At 72.7% G+C, this 18,384-nt stretch carries 14 protein-coding genes; 5 read left to right on the plus strand and 9 right to left on the minus strand.

The features are described from left to right. The coding region (locus K6I34_RS12050; protein WP_229325124.1) for an IS1182 family transposase at nucleotides 1-1,629 on the plus strand (1,629 nt) is incomplete at its 5' end. A 93-nt stretch (nucleotides 1,630-1,722) separates the two neighbouring features. Here the strand turns inward: K6I34_RS12050 and K6I34_RS12055 are convergent. Further along, nucleotides 1,723-2,016 carry a hypothetical protein gene (locus tag K6I34_RS12055; protein ID WP_229325126.1) on the minus strand — a complete coding sequence of 98 codons (294 nt, stop codon included), beginning with the start codon at nucleotides 2,014-2,016 and terminating at the stop codon, nucleotides 1,723-1,725. Between the two features lie 376 nt (nucleotides 2,017-2,392). Beyond that, nucleotides 2,393-3,571: an Ig-like domain-containing protein gene (locus K6I34_RS12060; RefSeq protein ID WP_229325128.1), complete on the minus strand. Its 1,179-nt coding sequence runs from the start codon at nucleotides 3,569-3,571 to the stop codon at nucleotides 2,393-2,395. Between the two features lie 316 nt (nucleotides 3,572-3,887). Here K6I34_RS12060 and K6I34_RS12065 point away from each other — a divergent pair, with 316 nt between their 5' ends. Beyond that, nucleotides 3,888-4,250 (plus strand): helix-turn-helix transcriptional regulator, encoded by a 363-nt coding sequence (locus tag K6I34_RS12065; RefSeq protein WP_229325130.1) that lies wholly within the window; start codon nucleotides 3,888-3,890, stop codon nucleotides 4,248-4,250. A 16-nt stretch (nucleotides 4,251-4,266) separates the two neighbouring features. Here the strand turns inward: K6I34_RS12065 and K6I34_RS12070 are convergent, their stop codons facing one another. Beyond that, nucleotides 4,267-5,622: an FAD-dependent oxidoreductase gene (locus K6I34_RS12070; RefSeq protein WP_229325132.1), complete on the minus strand. Its 1,356-nt coding sequence runs from the start codon at nucleotides 5,620-5,622 to the stop codon at nucleotides 4,267-4,269. 392 nt (nucleotides 5,623-6,014) lie between these two features. On the opposite strand from K6I34_RS12070, the gene K6I34_RS12075 reads away from it, so the two are divergent. Next, nucleotides 6,015-7,670, plus strand: a complete 1,656-nt coding sequence (locus tag K6I34_RS12075) for an ABC-F family ATP-binding cassette domain-containing protein (RefSeq protein ID WP_229325134.1) — start codon at nucleotides 6,015-6,017, stop codon at nucleotides 7,668-7,670. Between the two features lie 73 nt (nucleotides 7,671-7,743). After that, nucleotides 7,744-8,343 (plus strand): 2'-5' RNA ligase family protein, encoded by a 600-nt coding sequence (locus K6I34_RS12080; protein ID WP_229325136.1) that lies wholly within the window; start codon nucleotides 7,744-7,746, stop codon nucleotides 8,341-8,343. A 9-nt stretch (nucleotides 8,344-8,352) separates the two neighbouring features. On the opposite strand, the gene K6I34_RS12085 is transcribed toward K6I34_RS12080, so the two are convergent. Next, entirely contained in the window at nucleotides 8,353-9,429 is a 1,077-nt protein-coding gene (locus K6I34_RS12085; RefSeq protein WP_229325138.1) for a YncE family protein, read from the minus strand. 284 nt (nucleotides 9,430-9,713) lie between these two features. On the opposite strand from K6I34_RS12085, the gene fes reads away from it, so the two are divergent. Next, nucleotides 9,714-10,970, plus strand: a complete 1,257-nt coding sequence (fes, locus tag K6I34_RS12090) for an enterochelin esterase (protein WP_229325140.1) — start codon at nucleotides 9,714-9,716, stop codon at nucleotides 10,968-10,970. 107 nt (nucleotides 10,971-11,077) lie between these two features. Here the strand turns inward: fes and K6I34_RS12095 are convergent, their stop codons facing one another. The 5 genes from K6I34_RS12095 to K6I34_RS12115 form a co-directional block, all read right to left on the minus strand. Further along, nucleotides 11,078-15,007: a non-ribosomal peptide synthetase gene (locus K6I34_RS12095; protein ID WP_229325142.1), complete on the minus strand. Its 3,930-nt coding sequence runs from the start codon at nucleotides 15,005-15,007 to the stop codon at nucleotides 11,078-11,080. Continuing rightward, on the minus strand, nucleotides 15,004-15,231 hold the full coding sequence (locus tag K6I34_RS12100) for a phosphopantetheine-binding protein (protein ID WP_229325144.1): 228 nt from the start codon (nucleotides 15,229-15,231) through the stop codon (nucleotides 15,004-15,006). Before K6I34_RS12100 ends, K6I34_RS12095 begins: the two co-directional genes overlap by 4 nt. A gap of 5 nt (nucleotides 15,232-15,236) precedes the next feature. Beyond that, entirely contained in the window at nucleotides 15,237-15,869 is a 633-nt protein-coding gene (locus K6I34_RS12105) for an isochorismatase family protein (RefSeq protein WP_229325146.1), read from the minus strand. A gap of 15 nt (nucleotides 15,870-15,884) precedes the next feature. Further along, on the minus strand, nucleotides 15,885-17,522 hold the full coding sequence (locus tag K6I34_RS12110) for a (2,3-dihydroxybenzoyl)adenylate synthase (protein WP_229325148.1): 1,638 nt from the start codon (nucleotides 17,520-17,522) through the stop codon (nucleotides 15,885-15,887). Beyond that, nucleotides 17,519-18,384: isochorismate synthase (locus K6I34_RS12115; RefSeq protein WP_229325150.1), on the minus strand; the 866-nt coding region annotated here is incomplete at its 5' end. The genes K6I34_RS12110 and K6I34_RS12115, both read right to left, overlap by 4 nt.

Below are 18,384 nucleotides of genomic sequence, written 5' to 3' on the forward strand. Positions count from 1 at the left end.
GATGGGGAGATCCCCGCGGAGACGGTGCGAGTGGCCCGGGCAGCGTTCCCGAAGGGCACTCTGGCGATCCGGCTGAGGGACGAGCTGGGGGTGCTGTTCCGGGATGAACAGTTCGCGGCCTTGTTCCCCGCCAGGGGCAAGCCGGCGTGGTCGCCGGGCCGTCTGGCGCTGGTGTCGGTGCTCCAGTTCGCCGAGGGGATGCCCGACCGGCAGGCGGCACTGGCAGTGCGGGCCCGAATCGACTGGAAGTACGCTCTGGGCCTGGAGCTGACTGACCCCGGCTTCGACTATTCCGTACTCAGCGAGTTCCGCACCCGGCTGGTCGAGGCGGACGCGGGACAGCAGATCTTCGACCAAGTCCTTGGGGCTGCCCGGGAGGCGGGGATGCTGAAGACGCCGGGCCGGGCCCGCACCGACTCCACCCACGTGCTCGCCGCGATCCGGTCGCTGAACAGGCTGGAGTTCGTCATCGAGACCCTGCGGGCCGGGCTTAACGCGCTCGCTGCGGTTACTCCCGACTGGCTGGTCGGCCACACCGATCCAGCCTGGTTCGACCGTTATGCCACCCGGCCGGAGGACTACTGGCTGCCCTCGGGCAAGGCCAAGCGGATCGAGCTGGCCGAGCAGACCGGCCGGGACGGGATGCGTCTGCTGACCGACGTGTATGCGCCGGATGCGCCCGGGTGGCTGCGCGAGCTGCCGGCTGTCCAAGTCCTGCGTCGAACCTGGGTTCAGCAGTACCTGCACGATGAGGAGGGCGAGGTGCGATGGCGGCACCCAAAAGAGTGCCCGCCAGGCGCCTTGCGCCTGGTCAGCCCCTATGACACCGAGGCCCGCGTGAGCGTGAAGCGGGACATCAAGTGGGATGGCTTCAAGGTCCATCTCACTGAAACCTGCGATCCGGACACCCCGCACTTGATCACGAACATGCTGACCTGCCCGGCGACCATCCCCGACATCAAAGCCACCGATACGGTCCACGACGCCCTCGCGACGAAGGGCCTGCTGCCCGGCGAGCACTTGCTGGACGCGGGCTATCTCGACGGGCCCCGCATCGTCACCGCTCGCCAGGAGTACGGCATGACGCTGACCGGGCCCATCGCCGGGAACACCACCAGCCAGGCCAAGGGGGCGTATTCCCAGGACGCCTTCGACGTGGACTGGAGTCGTAAAGCCGTGACCTGCCCCAACGGTGCCATCGCACGAAATTGGTGTGAGGCAACCTCTCACCGCGGCACCCCGATCGTCCGAATCAGCTTCCGCAAGAGCGACTGCCAGCCCTGCCCAGTCCGGTCCGAATGCATCAGCTCAGCCACTGGAACATACCGGCAGATCGCCGTGCGACCCCGTGCCGAGCACGAAGCGATCCAACAAGCCCGCGCAGCCCAGGGCACCGCCGAGTGGAGGGACCGCTACGCGGCCCGCAATGGCATCGAGGGCACCATCTCGCATGCCGTCCACACCGCCGGCCTGCGGCAATGCCGCTACCGCGGACTTGCCAAGACCAGTCTCCAGCACCACCTCACCGGAGCCGCGATCACTCTCTCCCGCCTCGACGCCTGGACCACCGGCAGGCCCCGGGCCCGCACCCGCACCACTCACTTCGCGGCACTTCGCCCCACTGAGTAACAACTCGATGGGGCGAAGTGATCAGGGGCCCGAATTCGCCAACGGCATCCCGGCGGAGAGGCGGGGCACCCGTTGTCGTGGGGACGTGCGCTGTCAGTGGACGACGACGTTGTGCGCCGGGGTGATCTGGGGCTGCGACGGCTCGATGCCGAGTTCTTCGACGATGGGCCTGAGGGTGGCCGAGAACGCCTCGAACGCCTCCGGGGAGTCCCAGACGTCGATGACCCGCCAGCCGTCCTCCACCGGCCCCGCGATGTGGGCGACCAGTCCCGGCGCGGGCACGTCGGAGAGGCTCGTGAAGCCCTTGCCGCCGGTGAGCCGGTCGACGACGGCGGCGTAGGCTTCCGCCCCCGCGCCGGGGACGGTGAGGGGGACGACGATGGCCATGTGCGCTCCTGATGCGTGGCGGTGAAGGCGGGAGGTGCGGGCACCGGTACGTGAGGCCGGTACGTGCGGCCGGTACGCGGACGGGCGCCGCCCCGAGGCTTTTGCGCCGCCCGTCCGGGCCTGGACGCTCCCTGTCTCCCCCGCTCGTGGCCACGGCATCCGGGACCGTGACGGCTCGTCGGCGCGTGGGAAGCCGGGCCGGAGGCTCGGGCGCGGGGCCGCGCGGGAAACCAGCGCGCCGGGGAAGGGCCCGGCGCACGACGAACGGCACGCACGGCTGGTGGGACGCGCGCGCCGCATGCGAAAAGCCGGGGCCGTGAGGACGATGCGTCCCCACGGCCCCGGCCTCCGACAGACGGCTGCTTCGGGCAGGTGACTACTTCAGCGCGCTGCGCTTCTGCCACTGCTCCCAGGTCTCCTGCCAGACCTCGAGGCCGTTGCCCACGTCGGTCACCTTGGTGCTGGCGGTGTTCTTGACCTCGACGGTCGAGCCGACGGGCAGGAAGTCGTAGACCCTCTTGGCGTCCGGGGTCGTCATGCCGAAGCAGCCGTGGCTGTTGTTCTCCACGCCGATCGACTGGTTCCACGGTGCCGAGTGCAGGAACGTGCCGGACGCCGTCAGGTGCGTCACCCACTGGGAGTCCAGCATCCACTCGTTGCCGTGGCCGATGGTGGACGAGTCCATCGTCTCCGCCGCGTTCTTGCTGCGCACCGTGTGGATGCCGCCGCGGGTCGGGTCCACCGGGGAGCCCGCGGAACCCTTGACGCTGCCGACCGCCTTGCCGTTCTCGTACATCGTCAGGGTGTGGCTGGGGACGTCGATGACGGCCTTGTGGTCGGCGCCTATGGTGAAGCCGAAGTCGTAGTTCCGGGCGAACCAGCCGCCCTCGCCGGAGTCGATCCCGTTCAGACCGCCGTTCACGGCGACCTTGGTCCCGGCGGGCCAGGGGTCCTTGGGCCGCCAGTCGACGCGGTCCTGGCCCGACCAGTCCTTCACCCAGCCCCAGGCACCCTCCACCTTCGGCGTCGTGGTGACCTTCAGGGACTTCTCGATCTCGGCCCGCTTGCTCTTGTCGACCGGGTGGTCGAAGAGGATCGAGACGGGCATGCCCGTGCCGACCGTCTGGCCGTCACCGGGCACGAAGTCGAGCTTGTTGACCTTCGGCGCCTCCTGCGTGGAGAAGGTGGCGGTCGCGGAGGACTCCTTGCCCTTGCCGCTCCTGCCGCCCTTCGCCGTGGAGCGCACGGTGTACGTGGTCTTCGGGCCGACCTTGCCGTCCGAGGTCCAGGAGGCGCCGTCGTCGGCCAGCCGGCCGGGGACCTCGTGGCCCTTGTCGTCCTTCACCTGGACATCGGTGAGCCGTCCGCCGTCGGCCTTCACCGATATCGGGGAGCCCAACGCGACCTCCTTGCCACCGCCCGGGGTGACGGTGATCCGGGTTTCCTTCCCGGCGTCGGCGCTGTCGCCGGCCCCGCCGGAGCAGGCGCTGAGCGCGAGGGAGCCCAGGAGGGCGGCTGCCAACAGGACGGAGCGACGGCCCGATCCGACGTGCACGTGAGTCGACCTTTCTCGTAGCGGCTGAGTGAGCGGCGGTACGTGCCGCCTCGCCCGATCAGGCCGACTGCGTCCCCGCCACACCCCTACAGATGATCGGCACGCATGTACGGTTGCACGAAAATTCGAAACATTTGTACGTAGCAATGATCGGACGGGCCGTTTTGTGCCGTCGAGGGGCTCGAGGGGCGGGCGATACCTCTCGTCGTACGGCAGGAGTCGAAGTACGATAGATTTCGAACGATGGTCCGCCCGGCAGTGGCCCGGTAGGGGCGCCCCACGGTGCCGGGGGCCTCGCAGACCCGAAGGAGCTGCCGTGCAGACGCAGACCCGGCCCTCGTCACCCGGCCGCACGCTGGAGCATCCCGCGGCGGACGAGATCCGTCTCGAGAGCGTGCTGCACGCCCTCTCCGACCCCATGCGGCTGCAGATCGTCCGCACCCTCGCGGGAGATGGGGGCGAGCTGTCCTGTTCGGTGTTCGAGCTGCCGGTCAGTAAGTCGACCACCACGCACCACTTCCGCGTCCTGCGGGAGAACGGCGTGATCCAGCAGTTCTACCGGGGCACCGCGAAGATGAGCCTCCTGCGCCGCGGTGACCTGGACGTCCTCTTCCCCGGGCTGCTCGACGCGGTCCTCGCCTCGGCCGCCCACCAGGCGGAGCGCCTCGGCGACGGCTGAACGTTTCGGTCTCCGGTCAGCCCCCGGCCCGGCTCCCCGCCGCGGTGAGCAGACCGTCCCAGTCGGGGATCTTCACCGGCCCTCTCCCCAGCCGGCGGCCGAGCGCGGTCTCCGCCGCCTCGATGCCCAGCCAGCCGGGCCACTCCACGAGCTCCCGGACCGTCGCGCGCAGCACGGAGCGCGGGTCCTGCGCGGCCGGCCGCGCCTTGAGCACGTCCATGTCGGCGAGCAGCGAGCCCACGGTCTCCTTGGCGCACGACCGGTTGGTGCCGATCACGCCCGTCGGCCCGCGCTTGATCCACCCCGCGACGTACTCGCCGGGCGACGGGGAACCGTCCCGCAGCACCCGGCCCCGGTCGTGCGGCACGGTCCCGTGCTCCGTGTCGAAGGGCAGGCCCGGGATCGGCACCCCGCGGTAGCCCACCGACCGCAGCACCAGCTGCGCCTCGACGTCCTCGAAGCGGCCCGTGCCGGCCACGCCGCCCCGCCCGTCCGGCACGGTCCTCTCGAAGCGCACCGCACGCACCGCCTCGTCCCCGAGCAGTGCCACAGGCCGTAGAAAGAACCGCAGCCGGATGCGCCGCGCACGCCCCAGCCGGGGCTCCGTGTTCCAGCCCCGCAGGACCTCCACGTTCCGCCGGGCGGCCGCGGGCAGTCCCGACGGGTCGTCCCACGCCGGGTCCAGCGCCGCCTCGTCGGCCCGTACGAGAGCCTCGGCGCCCGGCAGCGCCCCCAGCTCGCGCAGTTCCTTGGTGGTGAACTTCGCCTGCGACGGTCCGCGCCTGCCCACCATCTGGACTTCCGCCACCCGGCTGCCGGCGAGCGCGGACAGCGCGTCGTGCGGTACGTCGGTGGCCCGCAGTTCGTCGGCGCCGCGCGCCAGTACGCGGGCCACGTCGACCGCCACATTGCCGACCCCGATGACGACCGCGGAGCGCGCGCCGAGCGGGAAACCTCCGGGCACGGCGTCCGGGTGCGCGCTGTACCAGGAGACGAACTCCGTGGCGGAGTGGCTGCCGGGCAGGTCCTCGCCCGGGATGCCGAGCCTCCGGTCGGTCGCGGCACCCACGCAGTAGACCACCGCGTGGTAGAGCTCCAGCAGCCGACGGGGCGTCACGCCGCCCGGCACGTCACCGACCGGCACGTTGCCCAGGAACGCGATGTCCGGGTGCTCCAGGGCCGACCGCAGATTGCCCTGCAGCGACTTGATCTTCTCGTGGTCCGGTGCCACGCCGTAGCGCACCAGACCGTACGGGCACGGCAGCCGGTCCAGGACGTCCACCGTGACTCCGGGGACGTCCCGCTGCTGCACCAGTGCCTGTGCGGTGTAGACCCCGCTCGGTCCCGAACCGACGACTGCGACGCGAAGCACCGTGGGCCCCTTCCGGCGGGCGGACGTCCCGCAGACCGCCTCAGGATGACACCGGGGGAGGCGATACGGGAGGGCACCACGCGACAGGGGAGCACAACCGGCCTCGGCATCGTAAATGCGTTGACGGGCCCCGCCGCCGTCCCTAGCGTGTGCGTCGCCCCTGTTGCCGTCGATCGGAGAAGGACGTTGCTCGTCTGAGGTCCTGAGACACCGCGCCGTGCAGCCTGCCGCCTCTCGCGTGCCGCTGCCCGTGCCCCGTGTGCGACCTCGACGCATCGAGCCGTCCTCCCGCTGGTCCTGGGGTCCTTCCCCCGCTGACCGCGGTCGCGCCCTGCGGTGTCCTCTCGCGCAGTCCACACCACCCGCCACTCACGCGACCGAGCGAGGCCCGTATGCATACCAGCACCTCATCCAGCACTTCATTCATCACCTGCACCTCCCTCTCCTACGCCTGGCCCGACGGCACCACCGTCTTCGACGACCTCACCCTGGCCTTCGGCCAAGGCCGGACCGGTCTCATCGGCCTCAACGGGTCCGGCAAGTCCACCCTCGTGAAGCTGATCACCGGGGAGCTCGTCCCGGCCGCGGGTACGGTCCGCGTCGCGGGCGAGATCGGCCATCTGCCGCAGCACGCCGCCCTCGACACCACGCGCCGCGTCGACGACGTCCTCGGCATCGCCCGCACCCGCGCCGCGCTGCACGCCATCGAGGCGGGCGACGCGCGCGAGGAGCACTTCACCGCGGTCGGCGACGACTGGGACGTCGAGGAGCGCGCCCTCGCCGCACTGGGGGGACTGGGGCTGGACCACATCGGCCTGGACCGCACCGTCGGCGAGGTCTCCGGCGGCGAGTCCGTCCTGCTGCGCCTGGCCGCGCTGTTGCTGCGGCGCCCCGACGTCCTGCTGCTCGACGAGCCGACCAACAACCTCGACCTGTACGCGCGGCGCCGGCTGTACGCGGCGGTCGAGGCGTGGCCCGGCGTCATGGTCGTGGTCAGCCACGACCGCGAACTCCTGGAACGCGTCGACCGGATCGCCGAGCTCCGCTCCGGCGGCGTCACCTGGTACGGGGGCGACTTCACCGTCTACGAGGAGCAGCTCGCCGCCGAACAGGAGGCGGCCGAACGCCTGGCCCGCACCGCGGGGACCGATCTGCGCAGACAGCAACGCGAACTGGCCGAAGCCCAGATCAAACTGGCCCGCCGCAAGCGCTACGGCCAGAAGATGTGGGACAGCAAACGCGAGCCCAAGATCGTCATGGGAGCGCGCAAGCGACAGGCCCAGGTCTCCGCGGGCAAGCACCGCATCCTGCACGAGGAGAGGCTCGCCGAGGCGAAGGAGCGGTTCGACGAGGCCGTGGAGGCCGTGCGCGACGACGACGAGATCCGCGTCGACCTGCCGTCCACGGCCGTGCCCCAGGGCCGCTCCGTGCTCACCCTCTCCGGGCTCCATCTCGCCCACGGGGTGCGGGTGGAGGGCGAGTTCGAGCTGCGCGGGCCCGAGCGGATCGCCCTCGTCGGCCGCAACGGCGCGGGGAAGTCCACATTCCTGCGCACCGTCGCGGGGGAGCTGGCCCCGCGCTCCGGGGAGGTCGCGGTCCATGTGCCGCTGCGGTTCCTGCCCCAGCGGCTCGACCTCCTGGACGAGGAGCTGACCGTCGCCGCCAACGTCGCGCGCTTCGCCCCCGCGACGACCGACAACCAGATCCGGGCCCGCCTGGCCCGCTTCCTGTTCAAGGGCGCCCGTGCCGACCAGCAGGCCGCGGGACTCTCCGGCGGCGAACGCTTCCGGGCCACCCTGGCGGCCCTGATGCTCGCCGACCCCGCCCCGCAGCTGCTGATGCTCGACGAGCCGACGAACAACCTCGACATGGCGAGCGTCCGGCAGCTGACGACGGCCCTGGAATCGTACGAGGGAGCGCTGATCGTGGCCAGCCACGACATCCGGTTCCTCGACTCCCTCGGCATCACGCGCTGGCTGCGCATGGACGGCGACGGCCTGCGGGACACGACGGCGGAGGAGGTGCGCGGGGAGCCGGGCGCCGGCTGAGCGGGCCCGGAGGCCCCGGGGAGCGGCTGCCCTCCGGCTCGTGCGATCCGGGCGCGGCCCGGACCATGGTGGTGTGGACGGGAACCCGGTGTCCAGCGGGGCCGAGCCGGTGGACGCGCTCGACGTGGCGCCGACGGCCCGGACGGCGGTCGCGTGGCTGCCGCCCCGGGAGCTCTGGCCGCCGATCCAGGACATCCGCTACGAGCACGATCCGCAGGTACGGCGGTGGCCGCCGCACGTGAATCTGTTGTTCGGCTTCGTGCCGGAGGAGGAATTCGCCCGGGCCGTGCCGCTGCTGTCCGCCGGGGCGGCGGAGACCCCGCCGTTCACGGTGCGCCTGTCCGGCGTACGGAACTTCCGGCACCGGTGCTACGCGACGGTGTGGCTCGACCCGGCCGCCGCGGGCCTCGCGCCGTGGACCCGTCTCCACCGGGCGCTGGAGACGCGATTCCCGCTCTGCCGCGGGCGCGGCGGCCGCTTCACCCCGCATCTGTCCCTGGGCCGCACTCGGGACCCGCGGCATCTGGCCGACGAGTGCGCCGCCCGGCTCGGAACCCTGTCGGCCGTGGCCGAGGAGATCGTCCTGCTCTCCCGGCGCGGCGAGGAACCCATGCGCCCCCGGTTCCTGATCACACTGGGCACGGGGGCGGTGCGCAGGCCGCCGGAGTGTTAGCGGTGCGGCTCACCGGCCGATGCGGATGCGGTGCACCTGGTCCTGACCCGCGGGGCCGACGCCGGACTTGTCCACCACGTAGGCCGTGCCATCGGCCACGGTGATGTGGTTCGGGTTGGCGCCGGTGGGCAGGGTCTCGACGACGGTGCCCTTGACCGGGTCGACGACCGTGACGTTGCCCGGCGCCCGGTTGGCGACGAGCACGCGGCCGGTGCGCCGGTCGGTGGCCACGGACAGCGCGCCCGCCCCGGTGGGAATGCTCTTGGTGACCGACTTCTTGCGCAGGTCGACGACTGAGACGGCGCCCGCGGCCTGGTCGGCGGTGTAGGCGGTCCGGCCGTCGGCGGACAGGGCCACGGAGATCGGGCCGTTGCCGGCCGGGATGAAGGACGGGTCCTTGGCGTACGGGGAGACCTCGATCAGCCGGTTGCCCTTGAGGTCGGCCGCGTACACCGTGCCCGACCGCTTGTTCACCGCGAGGCCGGTGGGGGACGCGCCCTGCACGGTCACGCGCTTCTTCTCCTTGAAGGTGCGCGTGTCGAAGGCGACCACCGTGCCGTCCCCGAAACCGCTCGCCCAGGCGAGGTTGTGCCGCTCGTCCACCACGACCTCGCGGGCGTGGGCCACGTTCGGCAGGGTGGCCAGGTGTTCGCCGGTGCGCTGGCTGTAGACGGCGACGGAGCCGTTGCGGGTGTTGGTGGTCCAGACGGTGTTGTGCTCGTCGTCCACGGCGACGCCGTAGACGGCCTCGACGGCACCGGTGGCCGCGTCCGTCACGGGCGGGGTGTACGACGCCTTCACCTTCAGCGTCTTCGGGTCGACCTTGAGCAGCGCCGAGGAGGTGACCGGCGGGCGGCCGACGGCGGTGGTGGCCCAGAGAACGTGGTTCCGCTCGGAGTACGCCGACTGGTACAGGCCCTTGGCGAGCGGTGCCGAGACGACGGCCGACGCGTCGGGGGCGTGCTGCGCGCGACCGGTGTCCGCGGAGGCGGTGCCGGCCACGACCGGCACGCTGCCCGCGGCGAGGGCCAGGGCGACGGCGGTGATACGGCGGACTCGGTGGAACTGACGGGTGGCAGAGGACATGCTGCGTCGGTCTCCTTGGCGGAAGGGCGCCTCCCCTCATGGGGAGACGGGCAGGAATAAAGTTAGCTTAGCCTTACCTAATTTTTTACCCGGGGTGGTGTGGCCCTCGCCACAAGTCGGCCGCTGTGCGGCGGATTTGACGGACGCCTCTCGCGGTGACCGGATGTCATGCCGGGGGCGAGGGTGGGTGGCGCCCCGGGTGCCGTCGGTTCGCGCGTACCGGGCGACGGTAAGGTAAACCTAAGTGGATTGCCGTTGTGTCGCTCGTACTGGAGTCGCCTCGTATGACCTTGACCGCGCCGCCCACCGGTGCCCCGCAGCAACCGCCCCGTCTGGCACGCCCGGACGCGCTGCCGCTGCTCGCCGCACCTCCCTTCGCGCTGCCCGGCCCCGACCGGCTGGAGGAGTTCTGGGCGGATGTGAGCCGACGCGGCACGCCCCTGGTCGCTCCCGATCCGCTGGGCAGCGCCGACCACCGGGCCGTCACTTTCCTGTGGCGCGGTTCGCCCCGGACCCGCGCGGTGCAGGTGATGCCCAACAAGCTCGGCGACCCGCGGGCCCCCGAGGGCAACGTGATGCGGCACGCCCCCGGCACCGACGTATGGCACTGGACGGTGCGGCTGCGCGCGGACTGGCACGGGACGTACGACATCTTCGTCGACGAGGGCGACGGTCCGGAGGCCGACGACCCCGGCTACTGGCCGTGGATGCGGGGCAACCGCCGCGCCGACCCGTACAACACCCGCAGCCTGCCCCGGCGCTGGGGCGGACAGCCCGTCGCCTACGCCGAACTTCCCGACGCGCCCCGCGCGGTGGACTGGCTGCCGAGGCCGGACGTGGCGCGCGGCACCGTGAGCGAGCACGAGGTGGAGAGCGGCCGGCTCGGCGGCCGCAGGCGGGTCTGGCTCTACGAACCCGCCGTGGCGGGGACGCCGGACGACCTGCCCGTCCTGGTGCTGCTGGACGGCGAGCACTGGCAGCCGCGGCTGGGCATCGCGCACCTCCTGGACAACCTCATCGCGGACGGCCGCATCCCGCCCGTCGCCGCCGTGCTGCCGGAGTCCGTGGACGCGGGCGTCCGCTGGGCGGAGCTCACCTGCCGCCCGGAGTACGTGGCCTTCCTGGAGGACGAGTTGCTGCCCTGGGTGGCGTCCCGGCTGCCCGTCACCGCCGATCCCGCGCGCACGATCGTGGCCGGACAGAGCCTCGGCGGTCTCACGGCCGCCTACGCGGCCGTCCACAGCCCGCACCGCTTCGGCAACGTGCTCGCCCAGTCGGGCTCGTTCTGGTGGCCCAACGGGCCGCAGGCCGAGTGGCTCACCGGCGTACTGGCCTCCGCGGAACGGCTGCCGGTGCGTTTCTGGCTCTCCTTCGGCGAGCAGGAGTGGGTGGTCCTCCCCGCGGCCAGGCGGCTGCGGGAGACCCTGGCCGCGGCGGGGTACGAGGACGCCGTGTACCGCGAGTTCAACGGCGGCCACGACTACCTGTGCTGGCGCACCGAACTCGCCGACGGGCTGGTGGGACTGCTGTCCGGGGACTGAGTCCCCGACTCGGCCAGAGTGCGGACAAAGCACGGCCGGGCAGGCGCTGACGCAGCCTGCCCGGCCGTACCCCTTGGGTCATCGGCGGCCCGGGACCGCCTCCGCGCTCATGCGTCGAGTTCCTTCAGGCGGGCCGTCAGGACGGCCGCGAGGGCATCCACATGACGGCCCTGGAGCAGCTGCGGATGCGTGCAGTCCAGGTCGTGGTTGTCGATGGCGCCGCCGACGTGCGGACGCCACGCCTCCCTGGTCAGCCAGTCCTCGGCACGGGGCGCGGCGGCGGTGAAGAACAGCACGTCGCCGTCGAAGGGCCGGTGCCGGTGCTCGCGCATCATGCGGGCGTGGTTCGGGACGATGTCGACGATCCTCGACAGGGTCCGCTCGCCCAGCCCGGCGAGCGGGCTGCCCGCCCGGCGCAGCGTGGCCAGGACGTCCTCGCGTGTGCGCTCACCGGCCCGGTCGAAGCCGGCCATGCGCAGGACGGCGGTGAGCGCGTCGCCCTCCTCGGGCGCGGGGCGCTCGCGCCACTGCTCGGCCGGGAAGGCGTCCAGCAGCGCCAGCAGCTCGACCCGCTCACCGGCCTCCTGCAGGAGACCGGCCACCGTGTGGGCGAGAATTCCGCCCACCGACCAGCCCAGCAGCCGGTAGGGGCCGTGCGGCTGGATCTCCCTGATCCGTGCGGCGTAGTCCGCCGCTTCCTCCTGGAGGGTGCGCGGCAGCGGCTCGTCGTCGTCGAGCCCCCGGGCCTGGATGCCGTACACCGGCTGGTCGGGACCGAGCCGGGCGGCGAGGCCCGCGTAGCACCAGGCGAGGCCGCCGGCCGGGTGGACGGCGAACAGCGGAGTGCTCCCGCCCCCGGTACGCAGCGGCAGGACGACACCCAGGGCGTCCCCGGCGGCAGGCGCGGCGGTGGCCAGCCGGGCCGCGAGGGCGGCCGGCGTTGGGGCCTCGAACAGGGAGCCGATCGTCAGCTCGGCACCGAGCTCCTCGCGGATCCGGGCCACCAGGCGCACCGCGAGCAGCGATGTGCCGCCCAGGTCGAAGAACGTGTCGTCGGGGCCGGTGCCGTCCAGCCCGAGCACCTCGGCGAACAGCCGGGTGAGTGCCGCCTCCCGGACGTCGGCCGGTGCCCGCCCCCGCCCGGTCCCGGTGAACACGGGTGCGGGCAGGTCGCGCCGCTCCAGCTTGCCGCTGGGGCTCAGCGGGAACGCCTCCAGGGCGACGACCGCGGACGGCACCATGTGCTCCGGCAGCTCGCGGGCCAACGCCGCCCGGACGGCCGTCGGATCGGCACCGCCCGTCACGTACCCCACGAGCAGCTGCTCGCCGGGCCGGTCCTCGCGGACCAGTGCGCAGGCGCCGTCCACGCCGTCCTGTGCGGCGAGCACCGCCTCGATCTCGCCGAGTTCGATGCGCTGCCCGCGCAGCTTGACCTGGTGGTCGGTGCGGCCGAGGTACTCGACCTCGCCCCGCTCCGTCCAGCGTGCCAGATCGCCGGTGCGGTACATACGGCTGCCCGGCGCCCCGAAGGGATCGGTGACGAACCGGGCCGCCGTCAGGTCGGGCCGGCCCAGGTAGCTGTCGGCCAGCTGGGCCCCCGCCAGATACAGCTCGCCGGGCACACCGGGCGGGCAGGGCTGCCGGGCGGCGTCCAGGACGTACAGACGGGTGTTCCACACCGGACGGCCGATCGGTACCGGACCCGTGGCCGCCGGGTCGCAGGCGTGGTACGTGACGTCGACGGCCGCCTCGGTCGGCCCGTACAGATTGTGCAGCTCGACGCCGGGCAGGGCGCGGGCGAAGGCGTGCGCGGTCTCCCGGGGCAGGGCCTCGCCGCTGCAGAACACCCTGCGCAGACTTTCCCCGCATCCGGCGGCCTCCGGAGCGGCGAGGAAGACCTGCAGCATGGACGGAACGAAGTGGCAGGTGGAGACGGACTGATCGCGGATCAGCCGGGCCAGGCCGACCGGATCCTTGTGCAGCTCGGGTTCGGCGACGACCAGGGTGGCGCCCACCCGCAGGGGCCAGAAGAACTCCCAGACGGACACGTCGAACGACGACGGCGTCTTCTGCAGCACACGGTCGCCCGCCGCCAGCGGGTAGGCGTCCTGCATCCAGCGCAGCCGGTTGTCGATCGCCCCGTGCGGGACCACCACGCCCTTGGGGCGGCCCGTCGAGCCGGAGGTGTAGATGACGTACGCCGGGTGCTGGGGAGTGAGGGCCCGCGGAGGGTTCACATACGGCAGATCCGACACGTCGAGGCCGTCCAGGACGACCAGCGGGGTCGCCGTGTCCTCCGGCAGACGGCCGGCGCGGTCGGCGATCGCGCAGACCGGTGCCGCGTCCTCGAGCATGAAGGCCAGCCGCGCCGCCGGGTAGTGCGGGTCCAGCGGCAGGTAGGCGGCCCCCGTCTTGAGGACCGCGAGCAGGGCCACGATCAGCTCCACCGAGCGCGGCACCGACACCGCCACCACCTCGCCCGGCCCGGCCCCGAACGTCCGCAGGTGATGGGCCAGCCGGTTGGCGCGCGTGTTGAGCTCGTCGTACGTGAGGCCGGTCTCCCCGTACACCAGGGCGACGGCACCGGGGGTGCGCACCGCCTGTGCCTCGATCGGGCCGATCAGGGTGGTCGGCGGCACCGGCCGCGCGGTGTCGTTGAACTCCTCCAGGACCAGGGACAGTTCCGCCGGAGTGGCGATGCCGACCGACGCCGTCGGCTGCTCGGGGTCGGCGTGCGCGAGCCCGTCGAGCAGCCGCAGGAAGCGCTTCTGGTGCGCGGCGAGGGCCTCGTCGTCGTACAGCGCGGGGTTGCCGTCGTGGTCGACGGCCAGGCCCCGTCCGTCGGCGCGGTCGTAGACGTTCACCGTGAGGTCCTCGACCGGCCCGGCGGACAGGTTCCGGGCACGCGCGGGCGCGCCCGCGAAGTCGACCCCGTAGTCGAACGGCATGACGTTCACGAGCGGACCCACCAGGCCGCGGCTCTCGCCGAGCAGGCCGAGGTCGCGGCGGATGTCCTCGTAGCGGTAGCGCTGATGGCGGCGGATCTCCCGGATGCCGAGAACCACCTGCCGCACCAACTGGGCGAAGGTCGTCTCGGGGGTGACGGTCAGCCGGAGCGGCAGCACGTTCATCACCATGCCCGGCACGCGCAGCCCGGCCGAACCCATACGTCCCATCATGGGCAGGCCCAGCACCACCTCCGGGCGCCCGGAGGCGCGGGAGACGTACAGGGCCTGCGCGGCGACCAGCACGTCCGGCCAGGTGGCCCGCAGCCGGTCGGCCAGTTCGCGCAGCCGCTCCGTGGCGTCCGGCGACAGCCGGGCGCTGCGGCGCAGGAACGTCCGCGACGGCAGCGCGCCGCGCCCGGCCAGGCGGGGCACCTCCGGGCGGTCCGCGAACGCCGTCGTCCAGTGGACGCGGTCGGCGGTGAGCGCCTCCGAGGAACGGTAGGCCGCGTCCTCCGCCACCAGGTCCTCCAGCCGGCCGAACCGGCACGCCGGGGGCTGCTCGCCGCGGGCCAGGGCGGTGTAGACCTCGGCGGTGCGGCGGACGAGCAGCGAGTACCCGTAGCCGTCCATCGCCAGGTGATGGATGCGCTGGTACCACAGCCAGCGCCGGTCGCCGACCCGGAACAGGGCGTGCCGGAACAGCGGACCGGCCGCCAGGTCGCAGGGCTCGGCGAGATCAGCGCGCATCCACGCCTCCGCCTCGTGCTCCGCGTCACCGGCGTCGCGCAGGTCCCGCACGGTCAGCGGCAGTTCCACCGTCCCGGCTATGTGCTGGCGCGGCCCCTGCGGGCCGTCCGTCACCCGGACGCGCAGCGCCTCGGACTCCGCCACGACCTGCCGCAGGGCCCCGGCGAACAGGCCGGGGTCCAGCGGGCCGTCGATCTCCAGGCACTCCGCGGTGTTCTGGGCGGGGCTGAGCGGGTCCAGCGCCTGCGCGTACCACATGCCCAGCTGGGCCGCCGTCAGCGGCAGCGCGGTCCCGGGGGAGGTGCCGGGGGCGTCGCGGCCGTCGGTCAGCACGGCGGTCATGAGACCTCCAGCAGGGACGCCCATGCCTCGATGGCGGGCCGCTCGGCGAGGTCGGCGAAGTCGGCCGTGACGGCGTGGTCGCGGCGCCAGCGTTCGAGCAGCGTCATGACGCGGACCGAGTCCAGGCCGTAGTCGACGAGGTTCTCGTCCACGGGAATGTCCGCCGGGTCCTCGCCGAGGCAGTCGGCGACGTCCCTGCGGATCTGCTCCAGGGTGAGGGACATGTCGCTCAGACCTCCTTGAAGAGCGTGTCGGTGGGGGTGACCACGGCGCAGCGGCCGGCGGCCCAGCGCAGGGCCATGTCGTGGTCCTCACGGGAGAAGTCGGCGACGGCGTCGGCGACGACGAACGCCTGGACGTCCCGCATCCACGCGTCGGCGGCCGTCATCATGACGCCGATGTGCGCGTACACGCCGGTGAGCACCAACTGGTCGCGGCCCCAGTCGCGCATCCGGGCCTCCAGGTCGGTCCGCGCGAACGCGCTGTACTTCCACTTGGTGAGCAGAGTGTCCCCGGGCTCGGGCGCCACGACACCGGACACGGCCAGGGCCTCGGGGTCGTCGGCGACACCGGGGCCCCAGAAGTCGAGCTGGAGCCCGCGCTCCTCGGGCGTCTGACCGCCGCGCTGGACGGAGTAGACCACCGGCACGCCGAGGCGGCGGGCCTCCCGCAGCAGGCGGGCGGTGTTGGCGAGCATGCCGGTCAGCGGCTGCTCCCCGGCCGGGAACGCGGACAGGAAGTGCTGCTGCAGGTCGTGCACCAGCAGCACGGCGCGCGCCGGGTCCACGGTCCAGGAGACCCGGTTCGCGGGCAGCTCGTCGGCTGTCGGCAGAGGATAGGCGGAGATGGTGGGAAGTGCCATGGGAAATGGGACCTTTCAGCGCTGCTCGGCGGTCGACCGCAGCTGCTTCTTGCTGATCTTGCCGATGCCGGTCTGGGGGAAGGCGTCGACGAACTCGACGAGATCGGGGACCTTGTAGGCGGCGACACCGCGCTCGCGGACGAACCGTTTGACGGCGACGGATTTCAGTGGCTCGGCGTCCGCGCGCAGGATCACATAGGCGAGGGTGCGCTCGCCGAGGTATTCGTCGGGCACGGCGACGAGGGACACGTCGTGCACGGACGGGTGGGCCAGGATGATGTTCTCGACCTCCTCCGCGGCGATCTTCTCGCCGCCCCGGTTGATCTGGTCCTTGGCCCGGCCCTCGACGACCAGGTGACCGCTCGGTGTACGGCGCACGATGTCGCCGGTGCGGTAGAAGCCGTCCTCGGTGAACGCGGTCAGGTTGTGCTCGGGAGCCCGCCAGTAGCCGCGGATGGTGTACGGGCCGCGGGTGAGCAGGTGCCCGAATCCGCCGTCGGGCACCTCGTGTCCGGCGTCGTCCACGATCCGGATCTCGTCGTCGGGGGAGATCGGCAGGCCCTGGGTGGTGACGACGGTCTCGGTGTCGTCGTCCAGGCGCGTGTAGTTGACCAGGCCCTCGGCCATGCCGAAGACCTGCATCAGGCGGCAGTCCAGCGCGGGCTCCAGCCGCCGCGCCGCCTGCTCGCTGTACTTGGCGCCGCCGACCAGGATCAGCTCCAGGCTGGAGAGGTCGTACTCGCCGCGGGGCGCGCTGTCCGTCCAGATCAGGGCGAGCGGCGGGACCAGTCCGGTCATGGTGATCCGCTCGCGCTCGATCAGCGGGAAGGCGGTCGCCGGATCGGGCTTCGGGCACAGCACGGCGGTGCCGCCCGCGTACAGCACGCCGAGCCAGCCCGGCGAGCTCATGGGGAAGTTGTGGGCCGCGGGCAGGGCGACCAGGAAGCGGGTGCCGGCGTCGACGCCGCAGATCTCGTTGGAGCCGCGGAGCGAGTAGATGTAGTCGTCGTGGGTGCGCGGGATCAGCTTGGACACGCCGGTCGTGCCGCCGGACAGCTGCAGGAACGCGAGCTCGTGCGGCCGCGGTCCGTCGAACGGGCCGGACGGCTCGCACGGCACCTCGGACAGCGCCGTGTGCGCGCCCGGCTCACCGGCCACGAAGACGTGCTTCAGGCCCGGTGTGCGCTGCTGGACGCGGGTGGCCAGCTCCCGGTGGTCGAACCCCTCGTGCACGTCGGGGATCACATACGCGACGGCCTCGGCGAAGGAGCAGAAGTGGCCGATCTCCGTCTCCCGGTGCGCGGGCAGCGCGTAGACCGGCAGCGCGCCGATCCGGAAGAGCGCGAAGACCACCTCGGCGAACTCGCCCACGTTGGGCAGCTGGACGACCACCCGGTCGCCGCGGTTGATGCCGCGCGCCGTGAACCCGGCGGCCAGCCGGTCGGCGGCCTCGTCCAGTTCGCGGTACGTCCAGGTGCGGCGCTCGGGCGCCGGGTCGACCAGGGCGATCCGGTCGGGGTGGGCGGCGGCGCGCTCGCGCAGCATCCCGCCGAAGGTCTCGCCGCGCCAGTGGCCCGCCGCGCGGTAGCGCTCCGCGAACTCCTGCGGCCAGGTCGGCGCGTCGACGCCGGGGGTGAGGGCGGAAGCGGTCACAGGGCGGCCCCCACGGCGTCCAGGAAGGTACGGAACTTGGCTGCGGTCTCCGCGGTCTCGGCCTCCGGCGACGAGTCGCCCACCACGCCCGCGCCCGCGAACAGCCGCAGGGTGCGGCCCTCGGCCTCGGCGCAGCGGATGGTCACCACCCACTCGCCGTCGCCGTCCGCGTCCTGCCAGCCCACCAGGCCGGTGTAGGCGCCGCGGTCGAAGGGCTCCGACTCGGCGATGACGGCGCGCGCGACGTCCGTCGGCGTGCCGCACACCGCCGGGGTCGGGTGCAGCGCCGAGGCGAGGTCGAGGGCGGTCACGGACGGGTCGACGACCTCGCCGGTGACCGTGGTCGACAGGTGCCACATCGCCGCGGTCCGCACCAGAGTGGGCCGCTCGGGCACCTCCAGACGGCGGCAGAACGGGGCCAGCGCCTGCCGTACGGCGTCCACGACGACGGCGTGCTCGTGCAGGTCCTTGGGCGATTCCAGCAGTGCCGCCGCCCGGCGCACGTCCTCGGCCAGGTCGGTGCTGCGCTGCGCGGAGCCGGCCAGCGGGTTGGCGGTCAGCAGGCCGCCCCGCCGTGCGACGAGGAGCTCGGGGCTGGCGCCGAGGAGGGTGCGGTCCGGTCCGGTGGGCACCGCGAAGGTGTAGCCGGACGGGTCGCGGCGGGCCAGCCGGTTCACCATGGCCGACAGGTCGGGCGCGTGCCGCGCGGTCAGCTCCAGGGTGCGGGCGAGGACGACCTTGTCGAACTCCCCGGTCCGTATCCGGTGCACCGCCGAGGCCACGGCCGCCGCGTACCCCTCGGCCGGCGGCCATTCACGGACCTGCCAGTCGGCACCGTCCCCGGCGTCCGGGGCGGGCAGGG

Source organism: Streptomyces sp. UNOC14_S4, from assembly GCF_020740835.1.
Lineage (GTDB): Bacteria > Actinomycetota > Actinomycetes > Streptomycetales > Streptomycetaceae > Streptomyces.